Annotated in this window: 19 protein-coding genes; 11 read left to right on the top strand and 8 right to left on the bottom strand. The window is 41.5% G+C overall.

Going from position 1 to position 21,933, the window contains the following annotated elements:
- Positions 1–48 precede the first annotated feature (48 nt).
- Positions 49–1,275 carry a type II secretion system F family protein gene (locus H5183_RS09620; protein WP_182731563.1) on the bottom strand — a complete coding sequence of 409 codons (1,227 nt, stop codon included), beginning with the start codon at positions 1,273–1,275 and terminating at the stop codon, positions 49–51.
- 152 nt (positions 1,276–1,427) lie between these two features.
- On the opposite strand from H5183_RS09620, the gene H5183_RS09615 reads away from it, so the two are divergent.
- Positions 1,428–2,036, top strand: coding sequence for a fimbrial assembly protein (locus H5183_RS09615; RefSeq protein ID WP_182731562.1), 609 nt, complete (start codon positions 1,428–1,430; stop codon positions 2,034–2,036).
- On the opposite strand, the gene H5183_RS09610 is transcribed toward H5183_RS09615, so the two are convergent.
- From H5183_RS09610 to nadC, 3 genes are all read right to left on the bottom strand, one after another.
- Positions 2,017–2,484, bottom strand: coding sequence for a prepilin-type N-terminal cleavage/methylation domain-containing protein (locus tag H5183_RS09610; protein WP_259397165.1), 468 nt, complete (start codon positions 2,482–2,484; stop codon positions 2,017–2,019). The two genes, H5183_RS09615 and H5183_RS09610, sit on opposite strands and share 20 nt — an antisense overlap.
- A complete protein-coding gene (locus H5183_RS09605) occupies positions 2,471–2,917 on the bottom strand; it encodes a prepilin-type N-terminal cleavage/methylation domain-containing protein (RefSeq protein WP_182731561.1) in 447 nt (148 codons plus the stop codon). Before H5183_RS09605 ends, H5183_RS09610 begins: the two co-directional genes overlap by 14 nt.
- A gap of 535 nt (positions 2,918–3,452) precedes the next feature.
- Positions 3,453–4,298, bottom strand: a complete 846-nt coding sequence (gene nadC / locus H5183_RS09600; RefSeq protein ID WP_182731560.1) for a carboxylating nicotinate-nucleotide diphosphorylase — start codon at positions 4,296–4,298, stop codon at positions 3,453–3,455.
- A 1,432-nt stretch (positions 4,299–5,730) separates the two neighbouring features.
- Between nadC and ampD the strand changes: the two genes are divergently transcribed.
- The 6 genes from ampD (at position 5,731) to lpdA (ending at position 14,546) form a co-directional block, all read left to right on the top strand.
- Positions 5,731–6,276, top strand: coding sequence for a 1,6-anhydro-N-acetylmuramyl-L-alanine amidase AmpD (gene ampD, locus H5183_RS09595; protein ID WP_145235210.1), 546 nt, complete (start codon positions 5,731–5,733; stop codon positions 6,274–6,276).
- Between the two features lie 27 nt (positions 6,277–6,303).
- On the top strand, positions 6,304–7,155 hold the full coding sequence (gene ampE, locus H5183_RS09590) for a beta-lactamase regulator AmpE (RefSeq protein ID WP_182731559.1): 852 nt from the start codon (positions 6,304–6,306) through the stop codon (positions 7,153–7,155).
- 319 nt (positions 7,156–7,474) lie between these two features.
- Positions 7,475–8,224 carry a pyruvate dehydrogenase complex transcriptional repressor PdhR gene (gene pdhR, locus H5183_RS09585; protein WP_145235214.1) on the top strand — a complete coding sequence of 250 codons (750 nt, stop codon included), beginning with the start codon at positions 7,475–7,477 and terminating at the stop codon, positions 8,222–8,224.
- A 114-nt stretch (positions 8,225–8,338) separates the two neighbouring features.
- On the top strand, positions 8,339–11,005 hold the full coding sequence (aceE, locus tag H5183_RS09580; protein WP_182731558.1) for a pyruvate dehydrogenase (acetyl-transferring), homodimeric type: 2,667 nt from the start codon (positions 8,339–8,341) through the stop codon (positions 11,003–11,005).
- Positions 11,006–11,015: 10 nt separating this feature from the next.
- Positions 11,016–12,923, top strand: coding sequence for a pyruvate dehydrogenase complex dihydrolipoyllysine-residue acetyltransferase (gene aceF / locus H5183_RS09575; protein WP_149981339.1), 1,908 nt, complete (start codon positions 11,016–11,018; stop codon positions 12,921–12,923).
- A gap of 195 nt (positions 12,924–13,118) precedes the next feature.
- Complete coding sequence (lpdA, locus tag H5183_RS09570) at positions 13,119–14,546, top strand: dihydrolipoyl dehydrogenase (protein ID WP_182731557.1); 1,428 nt, start codon at positions 13,119–13,121, stop codon at positions 14,544–14,546.
- Positions 14,547–14,661: 115 nt separating this feature from the next.
- Here the strand turns inward: lpdA and H5183_RS09565 are convergent, their stop codons facing one another.
- The 4 genes from H5183_RS09565 to gpmM are packed head-to-tail and all read right to left on the bottom strand — an operon-like array spanning position 14,662 to position 19,466.
- Entirely contained in the window at positions 14,662–15,426 is a 765-nt protein-coding gene (locus H5183_RS09565) for a divergent polysaccharide deacetylase family protein (protein ID WP_182731556.1), read from the bottom strand.
- Positions 15,427–15,468: 42 nt separating this feature from the next.
- Entirely contained in the window at positions 15,469–16,728 is a 1,260-nt protein-coding gene (locus tag H5183_RS09560; protein WP_182731555.1) for a S41 family peptidase, read from the bottom strand.
- Between the two features lie 35 nt (positions 16,729–16,763).
- Complete coding sequence (locus tag H5183_RS09555; protein ID WP_182731554.1) at positions 16,764–17,918, bottom strand: murein hydrolase activator EnvC; 1,155 nt, start codon at positions 17,916–17,918, stop codon at positions 16,764–16,766.
- 3 nt (positions 17,919–17,921) lie between these two features.
- Positions 17,922–19,466: a 2,3-bisphosphoglycerate-independent phosphoglycerate mutase gene (gene gpmM / locus H5183_RS09550; protein WP_182731553.1), complete on the bottom strand. Its 1,545-nt coding sequence runs from the start codon at positions 19,464–19,466 to the stop codon at positions 17,922–17,924.
- Positions 19,467–19,666: 200 nt separating this feature from the next.
- Between gpmM and H5183_RS09545 the strand changes: the two genes are divergently transcribed.
- From H5183_RS09545 to gpsA, 4 genes are read left to right on the top strand one after another with little or no spacing between them, the layout of a single operon-like run.
- Complete coding sequence (locus H5183_RS09545) at positions 19,667–20,098, top strand: rhodanese-like domain-containing protein (RefSeq protein ID WP_145235231.1); 432 nt, start codon at positions 19,667–19,669, stop codon at positions 20,096–20,098.
- Between the two features lie 31 nt (positions 20,099–20,129).
- Positions 20,130–20,387, top strand: a complete 258-nt coding sequence (grxC, locus tag H5183_RS09540; RefSeq protein WP_145235234.1) for a glutaredoxin 3 — start codon at positions 20,130–20,132, stop codon at positions 20,385–20,387.
- 38 nt (positions 20,388–20,425) lie between these two features.
- The gene (secB, locus tag H5183_RS09535) at positions 20,426–20,914 is read left to right on the top strand and encodes a protein-export chaperone SecB (RefSeq protein WP_145235236.1); all 489 of its coding nucleotides are present in this window, start codon (positions 20,426–20,428) and stop codon (positions 20,912–20,914) included.
- Positions 20,915–20,917: 3 nt separating this feature from the next.
- Complete coding sequence (gene gpsA, locus H5183_RS09530) at positions 20,918–21,925, top strand: NAD(P)H-dependent glycerol-3-phosphate dehydrogenase (protein WP_182731552.1); 1,008 nt, start codon at positions 20,918–20,920, stop codon at positions 21,923–21,925.
- Positions 21,926–21,933: the final 8 nt, after the last annotated feature.

Here is a 21,933-nt window from a genome sequence, read left to right as displayed (position 1 = left end):
CCGCTTACCGCTTACCGCTTACAGCTTACAGCTTACAACTTACAGCTTTTATATAACTGCACCAAGTTGGAAAATAGGTAAGTACATGGCAATAATTAAACCGCCAACCAGTACGCCGAGTACCGCCATAATAAGCGGCTCTAATAAGCTCGATAGGCCATCTACTGCATCATCAACTTCTTGCTCATAAATAGTGGCGACTTTTGCCAGCATACCATCTAAAGAGCCTGACTCTTCACCTATGGCGACCATTTGTATCACCATATCGGGGAATATTTTTGAGTTGCGCATCGCCCAGTTCATTTGATTACCCGAGCTTACTTCAGCTTTAATGTCTAAAATAGCATAACGATAAACCGCATTACCTGAAGCGCCAGCAGCTGAGTCCAGCGCATCAACTAGCGGTACACCTGCCGCAAAGGTGGTCGAAAGTGTACGAGCATAACGTGCCACTGCAGCTTTGTTTAAAATCATACCAATTACCGGCATTTTTAAAATAGCGCGATCGGTGGCATCGCGTAGTTTTTTACTTTTTAGTAGCGCTTCCTTATAAGCGTAACCAAAGCCAAAGAGCGCAATCAATATAATCCACCAGTATTCTTGCATAAACTCAGAGATGGCAATGACCATTAAAGTAAATGCAGGGAGTTCTGCACCAAAGCCGGCAAAAATATCTTGAAATTGTGGTACGACAAAAATAAGCAGGATTGAGGTAACAATTAAGGCCACCACCAATACCGCTATAGGGTAGAACATTGCTTTTTTAATTTTTGATTTCAGCGCTTCGGACTTTTCTTTATAAAGTGCAACGCGATCAAATATTTTATCTAAAGAGCCAGATTGTTCACCAGAGGCGACTAAATCACAATATAAATCATCAAAATAACGAGGGTGTTTACGCAGTGCATTAGATAAAGTACCACCGGCTTTGACTTCATCGCCAATAGTTTCCATCAGTTTGCCAACACTTTTATTAGTGGCACCAGTGCCAATCATTTCTATTGATTGAATAAGGGGAACACCTGCCATTAACATAGTGGCAATTTGCCGCGTCACTAAAGCAATATCTTTTGCTGTAATTTTCTGCATACGTGCGCCAAATAGAGGTTTGGCTTTACGTTTAACTTTTGAGGGGGTGATGCCTTGTTTACGTAATTGGGCTTTGACTAAAGCTATACTCATCCCATTCATTTCACCTTCTAAACGTTTCCCTCGGGCGCTTACACCAACCCATTCGAAGGTATCTTGTCCTTTTTTATCTGTTTCTTTAGCCATTACTTTATTCCGAATTACGTTTAGGAAATAAAAAATTATTATACTCTATAGTAGCCAGCTTTAACTGCTTAAACAATTGATTAGATAAACTTAAGCTGATTAAATAGGCTTAATTCAATTTGTTTATCTTTTAGTTGGAGTGTAATGCGTTAATGAGTGTTATTTACTTAAGAAAACTAAAATGGTCTGGTTTGCATTTTTTACTCGGACTACTTGTATTATCGATTGCTGGTTTTTATATTTATTCTCAGTGGTTTTATGCAGGTAGACATTATTTAACAGACTTAGTTGGACTTGCTGGAATCATTCTATCAATTGATTTAATTCTCGGGCCGGTACTTTGTTTTTGGTTATTATCGCCAGTAAAAACAAGGAAAGAAAATATCACCAACCTGATACTTATCGTATTTTTGCAAGTAATTTCTTTAGGTTATGGTGTAAAGCAAATTGACAGTCAGCGCTTAGCTTATATTGTGAAATGGCAGGCATCATATTTTGCAATTTCAAAAGGCGATGCGAGAGGTGGGTATACGTTCGAGGGTTTTTACTCGTTTAATGAACCAGCTGTTGGCACTAAAAACCGTCCGTTGTACGACAAGTTAATTGGCCAATCGATTCCACCAATCGAAATGAATGAGTTTTTTGAATCAACAGATTTTGCAACTGAGTGTAAAACAATATGTGGGGTAATCACCAAGAATGGCATTGTTAATATTACAAAAAGCAATGGTGTACTTACCTTTAACAAGTCCCTTCGCTAATACATGTACTTGCAGAAGATAACTCCCACTGGAGTTGATTTGCATTTATATTCGCAACCATGATGTAAGTATCACCAGCATTTGATATTGAAGCTTCACTGCTTGCAGTGGAGGTTATTTTATAGTTCCCTGCTGTGTTTAATATCTCAATATTAGCAATGAACTTTGGTGCAAGATAATTTGATTTATTGGTACCTATTTTACTGAATGAGTCACAATTATTGAGTGTTTCTCTAGCATAAAAACAAACTTCAATAGCGCGTTGCAGGGCGTTAGTTGCAAGTACTACTTCCGTAAATTTAGCGCGTTTGTAGTGGTTGTTATAGGCAGGAAGAGCTAATGACACCAAAATCCCCACAATGGCGATGGTAATCATTAGCTCGATCAATGAGAAGCCGAGTGCTTTTCTCATTAACTTTAGCTGTGCTTCGTTATTAGCAAAGCCCATCAGCGATGCATGAGCCAGTTTGTGCCCAAGTTAATGTGCCTAAAGATACAGCTCCACTAACAGCTGGTGTTGGTGTTAAAATATAAGTTGAATCATCTACTGTTGATTCACCCGTTGCAGTCACAACTGCTGTAGTTGCTGTAATTCCAACACTTTTCACTTGTTTTCCTGCAGCTGCGCCATCTACATCTAAACCAATTTTCCCAGCAGTATCACAGTTAGCTAAACTACCTTCACCACGAGTCTGATAACATACATCTACGAGTCCTTTAGCTGAAGATGCAGCAAGTACAACTTCAGAAAAACGTGCTTTTTTAGTGTAAGTTTGGTACTGCGGTAATGCAATAGCTGCAAGAATACCGATGATTGCGATAACAATCATTAATTCAATTAGGGTAAAACCCTTTTGACTTTGTTGTGTCATTTTTTCCATGTTCCTCTCCTAAAGGATAGTGTTTTTGTAAGCTAAATAAATTATGTTAGTAAAGTGTGTAATCACGTTAGCTATTGTAACTGCTTTATCTTACGGTTTTTTTAAAATCGTTAAATTACTAATACCTAACCCAGTGCCTAGCTAAATAATGCTGGATAGGTTTTAGCAACTATTAAAATTACTCTGTTAGATCTACTTTAGCACTAAAACAGCTGATTGAAAGCGGCTTTAACTGCATTTCATCGAATTTTAAAAACTTTCTTCACCCACTACTTGGTATTAATGTTGTTTATTTAACTCACAGCTTTCATCAAAGTAGCCGTGCGGTGTAAAACAATACCTGAAAGTAGTTCTTTAGAATTGGTTGAAAGTTAATTCATTCATCCTAGAGGCTTACATTAGCACTATTTCGTATTATATAAAGCACTAAAATTAACATTTTGTTACAGTGTAAGCCTTTCGGCGTATTTAATGCTTTTTTAATCAGTTTGTCAACGCATTAGGGAAACATAATATTTGTTATTTAGTTTGATTATTACTCAAAGCGCATTGATAAATCGATTGACTGTAAATTTTTTGTAAGTGCCCCGCTGGATATAAAATCGACCCCAGCCTGTGAGTAGGTGCGCAGTGTTTCTAAGGTCATATTACCCGAGACTTCTAATTTAGCGCGCTTATCGGTCAGTACCACCGCTTGTTGAATTTGCGCAACGCTAAAGTTATCCAGCATTATAATATCAGCACCGGCTGTAATGGCTTGATCTAGCTCAATAAGTGATTCTACTTCTACTTCTACTGGTTTAGTTGGGTGATTAAGTTTTGCTTGCGCTACGGCTTTATCAATGCCACCGCAGGCGGCAATGTGGTTTTCTTTAATTAAAAACGCATCAAATAAGCCAATGCGATGATTTGCGCCACCGCCACATTTGACCGCGTACTTTTGTAATGCACGTAGGCCCGGAATTGTTTTACGGGTATCGAGTAGTTGGGTGTTAGTGCCACTGAGTTCTTTTACATAATGCGCTGTGGTGGTTGCTGTACCTGACAAGGTTTGTACAAAATTAAGTGCGGTACGTTCGGCTGTTAAAATAGCGCGGGCAGAACCTATTGCTGTAAATAAGGTATCGTTAGCTTTAACTGTATCACCATCATTTACCAATACATTAACGGCTACACTCGGATCAACTTGTTTGAATACTTCTAAGATAATGTCTTTACCGCAAAACACGCAATCTTCACGGGTGATCACTTTGGCATTAGCATGCTGCGCCGCTGGAATTAATTGCGCGGTGATGTCGCCTTGTTCGGCTGTTTGGTAATTTAAATCTTCATCAAGGGCAAGTTTAACCAATTGGCTTAAAAGGCTGTGTGGGATAGACATTATAAAAGCTCATTATAATTAGGAAATTGCACAAATTTTACATGGTTTGAAAGTGAAAGAGAAGGCTGAAGCTATAAGTTTGATTAGGTTCTAGAGAGTGAGGTTCTAGGTTTTAGGAAGTGACTAGGTGCTAGGGTGTATTCGAAGCTCGTCGCTCGAAGCCCGTGGCATTTGTTCTTCTCATTCACTTCTCTTTGTGCAAAAGTCTTTTAGTGATTTATTCACCACAGAGATCATCGAGCTCACAGAGGAAAACCAATAGGTAATAGTGATTAACTTTACTTTTGTCTTCTCGGTGTGGCAAAGCGCCTCGGTGGTGAAATAGTGTATCTGTGTAAATGTAAAAACAGTCGCGAGGTAAACTCGCTGCTACCAATGCGTAGGTGCGGGTTTACCCCGCGTATATTCACAAACAGGTTATGAGACGCCGTGCATTAGATAAGTAATTTAAAAATAGGTTCTAGGTTTTAGGAAGTGACTAGATACTAGGGCATATTCGAAGCTCCCCGCTCGAAGCCCGTGGCATTTGTTCTTCTCATTCACTTCTCTTTGTGCAAAAGTCTTTTAGTGATTTATTCACCACAGAGAGCACCGAGCTCACAGAAGAAAAACCAATAGGTAATAGTGATTAACTTTACTTTTGTCTTCTCGGTGTAGCAAAGCGCCTCGGTGGGCTCGGTGGTTAAATAGTGTGTCTGTGTAAATGTAAAAACAGTCGCGAGGTAAACTCGTTGCTACCAATACGTAGGCGCGGGTTTACCCCGCGTATATTCACAAACAGGTTATGAGACGCCGCGCATTAGAGAAGTAATTTAAAAATAGGGACTAGGTTTTAGGAAGTGACTAGATGCTAGGGGGTATTCGAAGCTCGTCGCTCGAAGCCCGTGGCATTTGTTCTTCTCATTCACTTCTCTTTGTGCAAAAGTCTTTTAGTGATTTATTCACCACAGAGAGCACCGAGCTCACAGAGGAAAAACCAATAGGTAATAGTGATTAACTTTACTTTTGTCTTCTCGGTGTAGCAAAGCGCCTCGGTGGGCTCGGTGGTTAAATAGTGTGTCTGTGTAAATGTAAAAATAGTCGCGAGGTAAACTCGCTGCTACCAATGCGTAGGTGCGGGTTTACCCCGCGCAATTAAAATTTATTCACAAAGAGGATAAGAGGCGCTGCGCTTTAGAGGAAAATAGGAAAATAGGAACTAGGGAAGTGACTAGCTGCTAGGTGAACTTACAGCCCGCAGCTCGTTACCCGTAGCCCGTGGCTTTCTCTTCTCGGTGGTGAAATTGGTTTGTCTATGGAAATGTAAAAACAGTTGCGAGGTAAACTCGTTGCTACCGGCGCAAAACAATGAAAGTGCTTTGCTGTTATTCTACTTGGAAATCTATTAGCATCTGACTATACATTTATTTACAGGCCATTATGAATATAAACTATGAAAATAAACTCTTTTGGTGTCGTTAGTACCGCTATCCAGCGACCAAGTACGCATTTTGATGAGCGCCCACTAGGTGAGGAAATATCTTTATTAGTGATTCATAATATTTCCTTGCCAGCAGGGCAGTTTGCCACGCCGTTTGTGGATGATTTGTTTATGGGATGTATTGATTGCCAAGCACACCCTAGCTTTGCTGATTTAAAGGGGTTGAGAGTTTCAGCACATTGTTTTATCAAACGCAGCGGTGAAATAGTTCAGTATGTGCCTTTTAGTAAACGTGCTTGGCATGCTGGCCAGTCTGAGTTTTTAGGACGTAGTCAGTGTAATGATTTTAGTATTGGTATTGAGCTTGAAGGTACAGATACAACGGCGTATACCCAAAATCAATATAATGCATTACAATCCTTAACTAAGACATTGATATATAAATACCCAGCTATCACACGCTCGCGTGTTGTTGGCCATTGTCACATTGCACCAGGGCGAAAAACAGACCCTGGAGACAGTTTTGATTGGAATCATTATTTTGCTGCTATATTTTAACTAGCGCCCATTTGGAAAGAGAAAAGTATGATCTTAATTTCTATAATAATAGCTCTGATATTAGAGCGTTTAGGTGCCCGATCTGATTATTGGCAAATAAGCTATTACGCGCAAGGCTATTTAACACGTTCAAAAAAACAGCTTGGCGAGCAAGGTCTATTCAATTCGCCTGCAGGATTTATTATTTGGCTGTGTTTGCCGGTATTACTTGTGGCGGTTATTTTTACCTTATCTGATTTTGTATTATGGCAGTTAGCCATAAATGTGGCTGTGCTGCTGGTTTGCTTTGGCTGTGCTAAACAACGTGCTTTATATAAGTCCTATTTAAATGCGCTAACCCGTGATGATCAGCAAGCGGCAACCTTATATGCACTGCAAATGGGGCAAAAGAAAACGGAAGAGCAAAAAGGCGGCGAAACTTTTGGACAAACGTTGGCTTGGGTAAACTTTCGTTTTTATTGTGCAGTTATTTTTTGGTTTGTAATATTAGGCGTACCTGGCGCGACCTTGTATGCATTAGTACGTACTTTTGCTGATTTAGTGCAGGACGACCATAAAGTTGTGTATGCCAAACGTTTTAAACTTATTCATTCATTATTATTTTGGCTTGATTGGTTACCAGCCAGAATCGCCAGCTTTGGTTATCTAGTAATAGGTAACTTTAATAAAGGCACCAGTTGCTGGCTGCATTATGCACTCGATTTTACAGTGAGTAACCGTAAAGTGGTTACTAATACCGCGCTTGCCGCAGAGCAAATAGAACAGCAACATTTTGGTTGCGCGTATGAAGCAACTTGTATGATGAAGCTTGTAAAACGAAATGTGTTATTTTACTTGGTGTTGATTGCCTTGCTAACGTTGTTTGGCGGGTTAGCGTAAATAAACAGGTGCTAGGTTTTAGGGAAGTTATTGTTAAAACCTAAAACCTAAAGCTTCATCTCCCAATCATCTGGTCAGACCATTGTGTTTTTTTATAAAATTCCTTCCTAAACACAGGCTTTATCTCATACTGTTTGATCTTTGTGCAAAATACGTTAGGGTGTTTTTTAAGGTGCGTCGCAGCGAAATTGACAGCAAACTTGCTTTTTGATAACGTATGGCTCAAATTTGGTATGACCAATTTACCTTTTGGTCTAGTCTCTGGGCACAAACTTGGATTTTTCAGGTTACATTTCCACTACAATGCGGACGTTGATTAATGTCTTTAAAGATTAAAGCAGCAAAACTATCGGATGTTATTTTACAGCAACTTGAGAACATGATTCTTGAGGGCTCATTAGCACCGGGTGAGAAACTGCCGCCAGAGCGTGAATTAGCCAAACAATTTGAAGTGTCTCGCCCTTCATTACGTGAAGCCATTCAAAAGCTAGAGGCAAAAGGCTTAGTAACGCGACGTCAAGGTGGCGGGACGTTTGTAAAAAATCAGCTAGAAGAAGGGCTCACTGATCCGTTATTTGACTTGATCAGTAAACATCCTGAATCACAGTTTGATTTACTAGAGTTTCGTCATGCTCTCGAAGGGATTGCAGCTTATTATGCTGCGCTTCGTGGTACTAGCACTGACTTTGCTAAAGTTAAGCAAAGCTTTGAATGCATTGCATTGGCTCATGATGATTTACTACAAAAAGCCAAAGCAATTAACGCGTTTCACTTTAGTGTTGCAGAAGCCTCGCATAATGTGGTGTTACTGCATTTAGTGCGCGGTATGCGGGCATTGCTTGAGCAAAATGTTTTACAAAATTTAACGGTATTGTTAGAGAAGCCGCATATTAGTTCGCGCTTAGCTGAGCACCGCCGTTTATTGATGGATGCAGTGATTGAAGGGAATCCAGAGCAGGCGCGACTTGCCAGTAATGCTCACTTAGCTTTCATTGAAGAAGCGTTATTGGAAGCAGGTAAAGAGCATTCACGAATTGAGCGTAGTTTAAGACGCACAAAGCAAAATTAAGTAACAAAAAACTAAGTTAAAGATAAATAATTTAAGCAAGTGCTGTATATGGCAACACGATTACCACAGTGCTAATTAAGAACATTCGTATTTTAAACATAAGGAAACCTCCATATGTCTGAAGTCAATAAAATTGACGTAGACGCGCTAGAAACACAAGAGTGGTTACAAGCTCTTGAATCAGTTGTGCGTGAAGAAGGTGTTGAACGTGCTCAGTTTTTACTTGAGCAAGTATTAGAGCAAGCCCGTTTAGACGGTGTTGATATGCCAACAGGTATCAACACAAACTACGTTAATACGATCCCGGTAGATCAAGAACCTGCTTACCCAGGGGACGTAAACCTTGAGCGCCGTATTCGTTCTATTATTCGTTGGAACGCAATCATGATTGTATTGCGTGCTTCGAAAAAAGACCTCGACCTAGGCGGCCATATGGCGTCTTACCAGTCATCAGCGGCGTTTTATGAAGTATGTTTTAACCATTTCTTCAAAGCCCCAAATGATGTAGACGGCGGTGACTTAGTTTATTATCAAGGTCATATTTCTCCGGGTATTTATGCACGTGCATTTGTTGAAGGTCGTTTATCTGCTGCGCAGCTTGATAACTTCCGTCAAGAAGTTGATGGCGAAGGTTTACCATCTTACCCACACCCTAAATTAATGCCTGAATTCTGGCAGTTCCCTACGGTATCTATGGGTCTTGGTCCTATCGCATCTATTTACCAAGCGCGCTTCTTAAAGTACCTAGATGGTCGTGGTTTAAAAGACACTAAAAACCAACGTGTATACGCGTTTTTAGGCGATGGCGAAATGGATGAGCCAGAATCGCGTGGCGCTATTTCTTTTGCTGCCCGTGAAAAACTAGACAACCTTTGTTACTTAATTAACTGTAACTTACAGCGCCTAGATGGCCCAGTAATGGGTAATGGTAAAATCATTCAAGAGCTTGAAGGTCTATTCAAAGGCGCTGGCTGGAATGTGATCAAGCTAGTGTGGGGCAGCGGCTGGGATATCCTACTAGCTAAAGACACCACAGGTAAGTTATTGCAATTGATGAACGAAACAGTCGATGGCGATTACCAAACTTATAAAGCTAAAAATGGCGCGTACGTACGTGAGCATTTCTTTGGTCGTTATCCTGAAACAGCAGCACTTGTTGCTGATATGACAGATGACGAAATCTTCGCGCTTAAGCGTGGTGGTCATGAGCCATCAAAATTATTCGCTGCATTCAAAAAAGCAGAAGAGACCAAAGGTCGCCCAACAGTTATCCTAGCTAAAACTGTAAAAGGTTACGGCATGGGTGAAGCGGCTGAAGGTAAGAATATTGCTCACCAAGTGAAAAAAATGGACATGTCACACGTTGCCCATTTACGTTCACGTTTAGGTCTTGATGATTTAGTATCTGAAGAGCAACTTGCAGAACTTCCTTATTTAACACTTGAAGAAGGTTCGGCTGAGCACAAGTACTTACATGCTCGCCGTGATGCACTTAAAGGTTATACGCCAAAACGTATTCCTAACTTTACTGAAAAGTTAGTACTGCCAGAAGTAGAAGCGTTCAAGCCACTACTTGAAGAGCAAAAGCGTGATATCTCTACCACTATGGGCTTTGTTCGTGCACTTAATATCTTATTGAAAGATAAAGGTATTGGTAAAAACATCGTACCAATTATTGCCGATGAAGCGCGTACCTTTGGTATGGAAGGTTTATTCCGTCAAATCGGTATTTATAACCCGCATGGCCAAAACTATACGCCGCAAGACCGTGATATCGTTTCTTACTACAAAGAAGCAACATCTGGTCAAGTATTGCAAGAAGGTATCAACGAGTTAGGCGCAATGTCATCGTGGGTTGCTGCGGCAACATCATACAGCACTAACGATTTACCAATGATCCCATTCTATATCTACTATTCAATGTTCGGTTTCCAACGTGTTGGCGACATGGCATGGATGGCGGGTGACCAACAAGCACGTGGTTTCTTATTAGGTGCTACTGCTGGTCGTACAACATTAAACGGTGAAGGCCTACAGCACGAAGATGGTCACAGCCATATTCTTGCTAACACAGTACCTAACTGTATTTCTTACGATCCAACATACGCTTACGAAGTAGCGGTTATTGTTCAAGATGGTATTCGTCGTATGTACGGTGAAGATCAAGAAAATATTTACTACTACCTAACGCTTATGAACGAAAACTATGCACAACCTGCTATGCCAGAAGGTGCTGAAGAAGGTATTCGTAAAGGTATCTACAAGCTAGAAAGCTACGCAGGCAAAAAAGCCAACGTACAGCTATTAAGCTCAGGTACTATCATGACTGAAGTGCGTAAAGCAGCCGCGATTTTAAGTGATGATTACGGTATTGCATCTGATGTGTATTCAGTAACGTCGTTTAACGAATTAACTCGTGAAGGGCAAGATGTTGAGCGTTTTAATATGCTTAACCCTGAAAGCGAACAGAAGACTGCCTACATCACCAGTGTATTAAATGACTCAGTGACTGTTGCCGCAACGGATTACATGAAAAACTACGCAGAACAAGCGCGTTCATTCATTCCAAGCAGCAACTACAAAGTATTAGGTACCGATGGTTACGGTCGTTCTGATAGCCGTGAAAACCTTCGTCGTCACTTTGAAGTTAACGCCAGCTACGTAGTAGTTGCGACGTTATCTGAACTTGCTAAACGTGGTGAAGTTGAGAAGTCAGTTGTGGTTGAAGCACTTAAAAAGTTCAACATCGACACTAACAAACTTAATCCACTGTACGCATAAGAGGTTTGCAATGAGTATTGAAATTAAAGTACCAGATATCGGTGGCGATGAAGTCGAAGTAACCGAAATTCTAGTGAGCGTTGGTGACAAAGTTGACGTTGACCAATCATTACTAACTGTCGAGGGTGATAAAGCCTCAATGGAAGTACCTGCGGCACAAGCCGGTACTGTAAAAGAAATCAAAGTAAACGTGGGCGACACGGTTACTACGGGTTCTTTAGTATTCTTGTTTGAAGGTGAAGAGCAAGCATCTAGCGAAGCGCCTGCAGAACCAGCAAAATCTGAAGCTGCAGCACCTGCTGCGTCTTCAGGTTCAACAACTAAAGAAGTCACCGTACCAGATATCGGCGATGATGAAGTTGAAGTAACGGAAATCATGGTTGCTGTTGGCGACACCGTTGAAGAAGAACAATCTATCTTAAACGTTGAAGGCGACAAAGCGGCAATGGAAGTACCAGCGCCGTTTGCAGGTACAGTTAAAGAAATTAAAGTTGCCGCTGGCGATAAAGTAAAAACAGGCTCTTTAGTGTTTGTTTTTGAAGTGGCTGGTAGTGAGCCTGCAGCTGCGAAAGCAGAAACAGCGCCAGCTCAAGAGTCTGCGCCGGCACAAAGTTCAGCGCCAAGCAGTAAAGAAGTAAACGTGCCTGATATCGGCGGTGATGAGGTTGAAGTCACTGAAGTGATGGTTGCAGTAGGCGATAAGGTTACTGAAGATCAGTCAATCTTAAACGTTGAAGGCGACAAAGCGGCAATGGAAGTACCAGCACCGTTTGCCGGTACTGTTAAAGAGATTAAAGTTGCTGCGGGCGATAAAGTATCGACCGGTTCACTTATCTTTGTATTTGAAGTGCAAGGCAGTGCACCTGCAGCTACCGCTGAAAAAGCGGCTTCTGAATCTGCACCAGCAGCGAAAGCAGAATCAGCTCCAGCTGCACAAGCAGCGCCTGCAAAAGCGAGCAATGAAAGTTTTGAAAACAATAGTGCGTATGCTCATGCATCGCCAGTTGTTCGCCGCTTAGCCCGTGAGTTTGGTATTAACCTTGCGAACGTAAAAGGCTCAGGTCGTAAAAATCGCGTTGTGAAAGAAGACGTGCAAGACTATGTGAAGAACTTAGTTAAGCAAGTTGAATCAGGCCAATTAGCGACAGCTTCTGGCAATACTGGTGGTAGTGAACTTGGTTTGATTCCATGGCCAAAAGTTGATTTTGCTAAATTTGGTGAAATCGAAGAGAAAAAACTATCTCGTATTCAAAAGCTATCGGGTAAAAACTTACACCGTAACTGGGTGCAAATCCCGCATGTTACGCAGTTTGATGAAGCTGATATCACAACTCTTGAAGAGTTCCGTAAAGAGCAAAATGCCCTTAGCGAGAAGAAAAAGCTAGGTGTTAAAATCACCCCGCTGGTATTTGTAATGAAAGCAGCAGCGAAAGCACTTGCTGAGTTCCCTACATTTAACTCATCACTATCTAACGACGGTGAAAGCTTAATTCTTAAGAAGTACATCAATATAGGTGTTGCTGTTGATACGCCAAACGGTTTGGTTGTGCCAGTATTTAAAGATGTTGATAAGAAAGGCATCATTGAATTATCGCGTGAATTAATGGAAGTATCTGTTAAAGCGCGTGACGGCAAACTTACCTCGTCTGATATGCAAGGTGGTTGTTTTACAATTTCAAGCCTTGGTGGTATTGGCGGTACAGCCTTTACGCCAATCGTAAATGCCCCAGAAGTTGCTATTTTAGGTGTCTCTAAGTCTGAAATTAAACCTAAGTGGAATGGCAAAGAGTTTGAACCAAAACTAATGGTTCCACTTTCTATGTCTTACGACCATAGGGTGATTGACGGTGCACTAGCGGCACGCTTTACTGTAACTTTAGCAAGTTACATGAGCGATATTCGCCAATTAGTAATGTAAGCAATTGCTGCATGTAGCGAAATAAATAGAATCAAATCCCAGCCAGTTGTTTTTTGCTGGGATTTTTACCATTTGCAATGATACAATCTTTATATATCTTGCATAAATTTTTGATCTGCTCTCCCTTTCTGCCTTGCAGAAACATGGCAGTTAAACTTTAGGGCAGTGTCCCGTTCAAACAATTAAGGTAAAAGCATGAGCAACGAATTAAAAACTCAAGTTGTTGTACTAGGCGGTGGTCCTGGTGGTTATTCTGCGGCTTTCCGTGCTGCTGACTTGGGCTTAGAAGTAACAGTAGTAGAATCTCGCGACACATTAGGCGGTGTATGTCTTAATGTTGGTTGTATTCCTTCTAAAGCACTTTTACACGTAGCTAAAGTAATTGATGATGCAGCAGAAATGTCATCTCATGGTGTAACTTTTGGCGCACCACAAATTGATTTAGATAAAATTCGTTCGTGGAAAGAGTCAGTTGTTAGCCAACTTACTGGTGGCCTAGACGGTATGGCTAAAATGCGTAAAGTTAAAGTGGTTTACGGTTACGGTAAATTCACAGGTAGCAACACGCTTGATGTTGAAGGCGCTGACGGTAAAACAACAATTACTTTTGATAACGCTATCATTGCTGCTGGTTCTAAACCTGTAAACTTACCTTTCATTCCTGAAGATGACCGCGTAATTGATTCAACCGGTGCACTAGAGCTTAAAGACATCCCTGAAAAGCTATTAGTATTAGGTGGTGGTATTATTGGTCTTGAAATGGGTACTGTGTATCGCGCACTAGGTTCTGCAATCGACGTGGTTGAATTTGCTGACCAACTAGTACCAGCTGCTGATAAAGACATCATCAAGATTTACCAAAAATACGTAAGTGATAAATTTAACGTTATGCTATCAACTAAAGTTGTTGGCGTAGAAGCGAAAGATGACGGCTTATACGTTACATTTGAAGGTAAAAACGCACCAGATGAACCAGTACGTTATGACAAAGTATTAGTTGCTGTTGGTCGTACACCAAACGGTAACTTATTAGATGCTGACAAAGCGGGTGTTAATGTTGATGAGCGTGGCTTCATTAATGTTGATAAGCAACTTAAAACTAACGTTGACCACATCTTCGCGATTGGTGACTTAGTTGGCCAACCTATGCTTGCGCACAAAGCGGTTCATGAAGGTCACGTTGCTGCTGAAGTTATCTCTGGTCAAAAACATTACTTTGATCCGAAATGTATTCCTTCAATTGCCTATACTGACCCAGAAATCGCTTGGGTTGGCGTAACTGAGAAAGAAGCAAAAGAGCAAGGCTTAAGCATCGAAACAGCTGTATTCCCATGGGCTGCATCAGGTCGTGCAATTGCATCTTCTCGTACTGAAGGTTCTACTAAACTGATCTTTGATAAAGAAAGTGGCCGTATTATCGGTGGTGCTATGATTGGTATTAACGCAGGTGAAATGCTGGGCGAAATCGGTCTAGGTATCGAAATGGGCGCTGACGGTGAAGATTTAGCATTAACTATTCATGCTCACCCAACATTGAACGAATCAATCGGCCTTGCAGCTGAAATATTTGAAGGTTCAATCACTGATTTACCAAACAAAAAAGCAGTTAAAAAGAAGAAGTAAGTTCTTTTAGTTAATTGTTTAAAAACCCAAGCCTCGGCTTGGGTTTTTTGTTTTTAATGGTCATAAGTTGATTAATATGACCCTTTAAAATTTACGGCTTATTGCTAAGTCCTGTTTACCTCGCTCCCACCCCTTTATGCTCAGCTTGCGCAAGTTGTATATATTTACGCTCGACTAGTTGTGATAGCGGCACGAGTTCAAAACCTTGTTGTTCAAGTTCGGGTAGCATGCGCTGTAAGAATTCAATGGTTTCAGGGTAAGGGTGGGCAATCGCGATGGCGAAGTTATAACGTTCGGCTTTATACTTTAGTTCGTTGAGGCGAAATTGTAACTGTTTCTCATTGGGAATATTATCTAAAAACACATGGCGGCCGACATTTTCAACGCCATATAAGTTGGCAACATTTTGCGCTTGGCTTAAGCCTGTAGTGCGGCTATCTAAAAAGTACAGGTTGCGCTTTTTCAGCACTTCCATAGTCCATTTCATGGGCAGGCTTTCTTGAGTAAGTGCTGAGCCCATATGATTATTTACACCTTTGACCTGCGGTAAGGTTGCAAGCGCATTGCCGAGGGTGATTTGTAATTGTTCTTTACTCATATTGCTGGTGAGTGCGCCGGGGCCAAGTGCTTTGCTGCTGTCGAGTGCTTGCATGGGAATATGCAGCAGTAATTCTTTATTCGACTTACTGGCTAGGCGCGCAAAAACTTGCGAATACGGGGTATGAGGCAAAATCGAGAACGATATTTTACCTGGTAAATTTAGGATTTCGAGGTCGCGTTGATGATTGCCAATATCATCAATCACAATCGCTATTTGCTTATTTGCGGCAAGCGTAGGCAAGCTAAAAAAAAGCCAGAACAACCAAGTTAATTTTTTCACGTTTATAATTTTTATTATCTTTTTTATAGTGAGCTAAAAGCTTTATTTCATAGTTAATAGCTGCTGTGCTTTTAATAACAGTGGATCAGCTGAGTCTTTGCGTGACCATGGCCGATCGTCATTTCCTTGTTCGTTTTTTATTATAACTACTTTATCAATTTGCGAAAGGGTTGATTGATTAATCGCCACATCGGGGGTGACTCCAATCCCCTCAATAGATTGACCCGATGGGGTAAAGTATTTTGCAGTGGTTAATTTTAGTGCTGTATTACCATTGCCTAATGGGATCAAAGATTGCACCGATCCTTTGCCAAATGATTGGCTGCCAATTAGTGTGGCACGGTGATTGTCTTTAAGTGCAGCGGCTAAAATCTCTGCTGCTGAGGCCGAGTTTTCATTAATAAGTACGACGATTGGCGCACCATTTAAAATATCACCTTTTTTGGCGCGAAAGTGCTGGTTTGCATCATAAAAGCGACCTTTGGTGGTGACTATGGTGCCACTTTGTAAAAATAGATCCGATACCGCTACAGCACTTTGTAATGTGCCGCCTGGATTGTCGCGTAAATCGAGCACTAAGCCTGTAAGTGGATTACCGTAATGGCTTTGCAGTGCTGTTATTTGCCGCGCAACATCATGCAAGGTGTGATTGGTAAAGCTATTTATTGCCAAATAACCAATACCAAACTCTGATAATGAACTGGTGACACTCTCTAAGTTAATTTCTGATCTAGTCAGGGTAAAATAAATAGCTTGTGGTGAATTACTTCGTTCAACCGTTAAGGTAACCGTTGCTGTGTCACTAGCTTTAATCATTTGCGCAACTTGATTGATGTCTTTATGTGCGACTGTTTGCTGATTAACGGCAAGTAGCACATCATTTATTTGTACTCCGGCAATGGCTGCGGGAGAGTCTTTAATTGTGTTTACAATAATAATTTTTTGTTGTTGCTGTTTTATTTCAATCCCAAGGCCTGTGTAGCGGCCATTAGTGCTGCTAAATAGCGCTTCTAACTCGTGTTCATTAAGGTACTTAGAGTAAGGGTCTAGCTGTGCGAGCAGGGCTTCAAATTGTTGACTGCTTTCAAAGCTTTGTTGCAAAGCTAAGTCTTCAACATAATAGGCATGGATATTAAAGAGGATTTCGTTTTTTTGTTGGCTTTTTAAATCGCCCACCGAGGTCACTGCAAAGCTATTAAAACTCAGGCACAAAAAAACGCTAACGAGTAATAAATAGCTTATTAGGATGCGATTAAAAGCAGAGTATTGTAACTGCTGTATTTGTAATTGTGTATTTAGCATCAGCTGCTCCCAGTGGGGTGCAGCTGTTTAATCAATTAAATGCGTCTGCACCATGTTACAGGATTTACTGCGCGTCCTTTGTGGCGTATTTCAAAGTATAGACCAGAATTTGCTTGTCCGCCGCTTTGACCAACTAAAGCGATAATATCGCCTTGGCGTACTATATCACCTACGTCTTTTAGTAAGGTTTGAGTATGGCCGTATAAACTCATAAAGCCTTCACCGTGGTCAATAACAATAACCCAGCCGTAGCCTTTTAACCAATCAGCAAACACGACTTGACCGTTGTGGACGCTATGCACATTATTGCCTTCATTAGCGCCAATTAATACGCCTTTCCAGTCAATACCACCGTGCTTATGTTGGCCGAAGCTGTGCTCAATTTTACCTTTTGTTGGCCAGTTTAATTTACCTTTACTGGCTGATAGGCCCAGTAACTCAACCTTTTTAGTTTTTTCTTTTTCAAGTTCTTGCAAGGTAGCTACTAGGGTTTTTTCATTATCTTTTAAGTAATCAATTGAGTTTTTGGTTGAGCTAAGCTTGGTTTTTAATTCACTGATGTTGGCTTTTCGTTGTTGTTGCGCTGCAATGAGTGCTTGATGACGATTGGCTTGCTCTTTATGGAGCACAACTAAGTGTTGTTTGGTTTTTTCAAGTTCAGTTTGTACATCCGCTATTTCAATCAGGAGTGCTTTTAGCTCATCAATTTGCTCAATGCGCGCTTTGTTGAGGTAATTATAATAACTTAATGTGCGTTCAACCTGTGCGGTATTTTCTTGATTCAATAGCATTTTAGAGTAGTCATGTCCGCCAGACATATAGGCACTTTTAATTTGTGCGGCGAGTGCATGTTGCTGCTCTAGGCGTTTTTCCTCAAGTGCTTCAGCTTGCTGCTGTTGCTGTTGTTGTTGTTTTTCAGTATCGCGAATTGATTGCTCGGCAATATTTAGTGCCTTAGCGTTTTTTGCGATCTCGAGTTCGTGCTGTTGCAGGTTCTTTTGCGATTTTTCGATGTCTTTACGCTGGGCGGCAAGTTCAGCTTGGCTTTGCTTTAACGCCGTTTGGATTTCGCTGAGATCTTTTTTAGTACGATCTTCATTAGCGACGGCAGGGGCCGTCACTAATAAAGTGAGTATTAACGCAGTAACAACGAGCGTACTAAAAATTAATGGGTTAATACTTTTATTCATGGTTTATTTCAATGTCATGATTGGTGTGCCAGTCATCTCGCTTGGTTGTTCCATGCCCATTAAGTGCAACATGGTTGGCGCAACATCACTGAGCGCTTTGCCTTCGCTTGGTGTTGCATCACGACCAACATAAATGAAATGAACAGGTTCACTGGTGTGTGCGGTATGCGCTTGGCCAGTTTTAAGGTTAGCCATTTGTTCAGCATTACCGTGATCAGCTGTAATTAATGCTTCACCACCAAATTCTTCAAGGGCAGCAACAACACGACCAATACAATGATCGACTGCTTCACAGGCTTTTACTGCGGCTTCAAATACACCTGAGTGACCGACCATATCGCCATTTGGATAGTTACAAATAATTGCATCGTATTTACCGCTTTTAATCGCTTCGACGAGTTTATCGGTGAGCATTTCTGAATTCATTTCAGGTTGTAAATCGTAGGTCGCAACTTGTGGTGATGGGATCAGCTCGCGGGTTTCACCTTCAAATTCATCTTCACGTCCGCCACTGAAGAAAAACGTCACATGTGCATATTTTTCAGTTTCAGAAATACGTAGCTGTGTTTTATGGTGTTTTTCAAACCATTCACCCAATACATTAGTCAAAGGGACTGTGGCAAAGGCTGCTGGTGCGTCGATGTCTGCTGCGTATTCGGTCAACATAACAAAGCCGCTTAGTGCGGGGGCTTTTTTCTTGGCGAAACCGTCAAAGTCTTTATCAACAAATGCGCGGGTCATTTCACGAGCACGGTCGGCTCTAAAGTTTAAGAAAATAACCGTATCACCGTCATTAATTTGTACTGCGTCTTGGCCTTGTGCTGCTATGGTAGTTGCAGCAACAAACTCATCGTTTTCATCACGTTCGTAAGCCGCAGCTAATGCATCAACACCATTTTCGTAGCTATGTTGTGCGATCCCACTGACCATTAGATCATAAGCTTGCTCTACTCGGTTCCAGCGATTATCGCGGTCCATTGCATAGTAGCGGCCAATGATTGATGCTAAGCGACCACAATTTAATTTGCTAAATAGCGCTTCAATACGTTCAATTGACGTTTTTGCGCTACGTGGTGGAGTGTCTCGGCCATCTAAAAATGCATGAAAGTACACTTCTTTAGCGCCGCGCGCTGCAGCTAATTCAATTGCAGCTACAATATGATCTTCATGACTATGCACACCACCTGGGCTTAATAAGCCCATTAAATGCACTGCTTTAGCAGCATTCACTGCTTTATCAATGTTTTCAACTAGTGTTGGGTTATGCGCAAACTCACCGTCATTTATTGCTTTAGTGATGCGGGTGAAATCTTGATAAACCACACGGCCAGCACCTAAGTTGACATGGCCTACTTCTGAGTTGCCCATTTGCCCATCAGGAAGACCAACATCTAAACCAGAGGCTGAAATTAGGGTGTGCGGGCGAGTTGCCCAAAGTTCGTCTAAAACAGGGGTGTTTGCCGCTAAAATTGCGTTGCTTTGGGTATCTTCACGGTATCCCCAACCATCTAAAATCATGAGTACGAGAGGTTTTTTATGTTGTGTCATTTTTGTTCCTGAAAATTAGCTCCTGCTTAGCCTTAGCATACCGTGTTTTGTGGTTATGATCAGCAATCAAAAGGGCATATTAAAATATTTCACTCTCTGGTAATTTCTAATCAAGCACGTATACTTGCGTGGCTAGGGCATTACCCTTACGTTTAACCCCAGTGCTAAAGGCGCGGGACAATTTTCATAGTGGAAGACGCATGGATCAATATATTGAATTTGTCGGTAATCATCCGATATTAAGTTTAGCTTGGGTTGCTTTAGTAGCACTCATCGTGGGCGGCTGGTTTAAAAGTAAGTTTTCAGCAATTCGTCAAATAAATCCGCAACAATTAACATTATTAATTAACCGTGAAGACGGTGTCGTTGTAGATATACGCGCACAAAAAGAATTTAATAATGGCCGTATTGCAGGCGCTGAGCACCTTAGCTCTGAAAAAGCGAAACAATCTGACTTCTCAAGCCTTGAAAAGTCTAAGAGTAAACCCATTATATTGGTATGTACCACAGGCATGACAGCCTCAGGTATCGCAACTGCTATGCATAAAGCTGGTTTTGAATCAGTTTATGTTTTATCTGGTGGTATGGGTGCATGGCAAAGTGCTGGTCTACCAACGACAACAGGTCGCTAATTAAGTTAGTTAGGCCGATAGAGGAATTGTTATGAGTAATGTTGTTCTTTACACCAAAGCGTATTGCCCTTTTTGTCAGCGTGCTTTAGCGTTGCTAACAAATAAAGGTGTGCAATTTACAAATATCGACATTGGTGTACAGCCTGAATTACGTGATGAAATGATTGCCAAAGCAGGTGGCGCGAGCACAGTACCGCAAATTTTTATTAATGATGAGCATATCGGCGGTTGTGACGACATGATGGCGATTGAAGCCCAAGGCAAACTTGACGCTAAGTTAAACGCTTAAGCATTTATTATAAAAACGATTAAAAGTTAGGAATTATCATGAACGAAGAAAACCAGAACGTAGCAGCACAAGAAGAAACTGGCGCACAATTTACGATCCAACGTATTTACACAAAAGACGTGTCTTTTGAAACGCCTAATTCACCTGCTATTTTCCAAAAAGAATGGACACCAGAAGTTAAGCTTGACCTTGATACACGTTCTAATAAATTAGACGAAGGCGTGTTTGAAGTAGTATTAGCACTGACTGTTACTGCTTCTATCGGTGAAGAAACGGCTTTTTTATGTGAAATTCAACAAGCGGGTATTTTCACTATCGCTGAAGTTGAAGAAGTACAACTTGCACACATGCTTGGCGCATTCTGCCCGAACGTATTGTTCCCGTACGCACGTGAAGCGGTATCTAACTTAGTTAACCGTGGTACATTCCCACAGCTTAACCTTGCACCTGTGAACTTTGATGCGTTATTCGCTCAATACATGCAGCAACGTGCAGCGCAAGCTGAACAGGCAACTGCAGACGCATAACTTATGAGTACAGCCAATTCAGCTGTTACTGTATTAGGGGCGGGGTCTTATGGCACCGCCCTTGCTATTTGTTTAGCCCGAAACGGTCACCAAGTGACACTTTGGGGTCGCAATAGCGATGACGTTGCCACGCTTGCAGCTGAGCGGAAAAATCAACGTTACCTGCCCGATGTCACTTTTCCTGACACTTTACACCTTGAAGCCGACTTACACACCGCAGTAACTGCAAGCCAAGTGATTTTGGTTGTTGTACCAAGTCATGCATTTGGCGATACGCTACAGCAAATTAAGCCTTCATTACTTGAAGGGGCACAAGTTGCATGGGCAACCAAAGGGCTTGAACCAGATACAGGCCGACTTTTGCAAGAAGTTGCCCAGCAAGAATTAGGTGATGATGTGCCACTGGCAGTCGTATCAGGCCCTACATTTGCTAAAGAAATGGCGATGGGTTTACCTACTGCTATTTCAGTGTCGTCAACATCAACAGCCTTTGCAAAACAGTTAGCTGAACTATTGCATTGTGGTCGCTCATTTAGGGTCTATAACAATAATGATTTTATTGGTATTCAGCTCGGTGGCGCGGTTAAAAATGTGATTGCGATTGGCGCTGGTATGTCTGACGGCTTTGGTTTTGGTGCTAATGCGCGGACAGCATTGATCACCCGTGGTTTAGCTGAGTTATGCCGATTAGGCTGCGCGCTTGGTGCTAAGTCAGAAACCTTTATGGGCATGGCTGGGCTGGGAGATTTGATTCTAACGTGCACCGATAATCAGTCTCGTAACCGTCGTTTTGGTTTAGCACTGGGTAAAGGTGAAAGGGTAGAGCAGGCGATAGCATCAATTGGTCAAGTGGTCGAAGGTTATCGCAACACCAAAGAAGTTTATTTACTTGCACAACGTACTGGTATTGAAATGCCGATCACTGAGCAAATCTATCAGGTACTTTATGAAAATAAAGACGTGAAAGAAGCCGCGATGGCTTTATTAGGTCGCGAGCAAAAATCAGAGTAACAGTGCCT

Origin of the sequence: Pseudoalteromonas sp. SR44-8 (assembly GCF_014163635.1) — a bacterium.
Lineage (GTDB): Bacteria > Pseudomonadota > Gammaproteobacteria > Enterobacterales > Alteromonadaceae > Pseudoalteromonas > Pseudoalteromonas rhizosphaerae.
This window is presented reverse-complemented; position numbering and strand designations above follow the sequence as displayed.

Excerpts from the sequence above, each read along its gene's own strand:
- gpsA (WP_182731552.1), top strand. The coding sequence starts at position 20,918 with ATGAGTACAGCCAATTCAGCTGTTACTGTATTAGGGGCGGGGTCTTAT.
- lpdA (WP_182731557.1), top strand. The coding sequence starts at position 13,119 with ATGAGCAACGAATTAAAAACTCAAGTTGTTGTACTAGGCGGTGGTCCT.
- aceF (WP_149981339.1), top strand. The coding sequence starts at position 11,016 with ATGAGTATTGAAATTAAAGTACCAGATATCGGTGGCGATGAAGTCGAA.
- H5183_RS09615 (WP_182731562.1), top strand. The coding sequence starts at position 1,428 with ATGAGTGTTATTTACTTAAGAAAACTAAAATGGTCTGGTTTGCATTTT.
- ampE (WP_182731559.1), top strand. The coding sequence starts at position 6,304 with ATGATCTTAATTTCTATAATAATAGCTCTGATATTAGAGCGTTTAGGT.
- gpmM (WP_182731553.1), bottom strand. The coding sequence starts at position 19,466 with ATGACACAACATAAAAAACCTCTCGTACTCATGATTTTAGATGGTTGG.
- H5183_RS09560 (WP_182731555.1), bottom strand. The coding sequence starts at position 16,728 with ATGCTAAATACACAATTACAAATACAGCAGTTACAATACTCTGCTTTT.
- H5183_RS09605 (WP_182731561.1), bottom strand. The coding sequence starts at position 2,917 with ATGGAAAAAATGACACAACAAAGTCAAAAGGGTTTTACCCTAATTGAA.
- aceE (WP_182731558.1), top strand. The coding sequence starts at position 8,339 with ATGTCTGAAGTCAATAAAATTGACGTAGACGCGCTAGAAACACAAGAG.
- ampD (WP_145235210.1), top strand. The coding sequence starts at position 5,731 with ATGAAAATAAACTCTTTTGGTGTCGTTAGTACCGCTATCCAGCGACCA.
- secB (WP_145235236.1), top strand. The coding sequence starts at position 20,426 with ATGAACGAAGAAAACCAGAACGTAGCAGCACAAGAAGAAACTGGCGCA.
- H5183_RS09555 (WP_182731554.1), bottom strand. The coding sequence starts at position 17,918 with ATGAATAAAAGTATTAACCCATTAATTTTTAGTACGCTCGTTGTTACT.
- H5183_RS09610 (WP_259397165.1), bottom strand. The coding sequence starts at position 2,484 with ATGGGCTTTGCTAATAACGAAGCACAGCTAAAGTTAATGAGAAAAGCA.
- H5183_RS09620 (WP_182731563.1), bottom strand. The coding sequence starts at position 1,275 with ATGGCTAAAGAAACAGATAAAAAAGGACAAGATACCTTCGAATGGGTT.
- grxC (WP_145235234.1), top strand. The coding sequence starts at position 20,130 with ATGAGTAATGTTGTTCTTTACACCAAAGCGTATTGCCCTTTTTGTCAG.
- H5183_RS09545 (WP_145235231.1), top strand. The coding sequence starts at position 19,667 with ATGGATCAATATATTGAATTTGTCGGTAATCATCCGATATTAAGTTTA.
- nadC (WP_182731560.1), bottom strand. The coding sequence starts at position 4,298 with ATGTCTATCCCACACAGCCTTTTAAGCCAATTGGTTAAACTTGCCCTT.
- pdhR (WP_145235214.1), top strand. The coding sequence starts at position 7,475 with ATGTCTTTAAAGATTAAAGCAGCAAAACTATCGGATGTTATTTTACAG.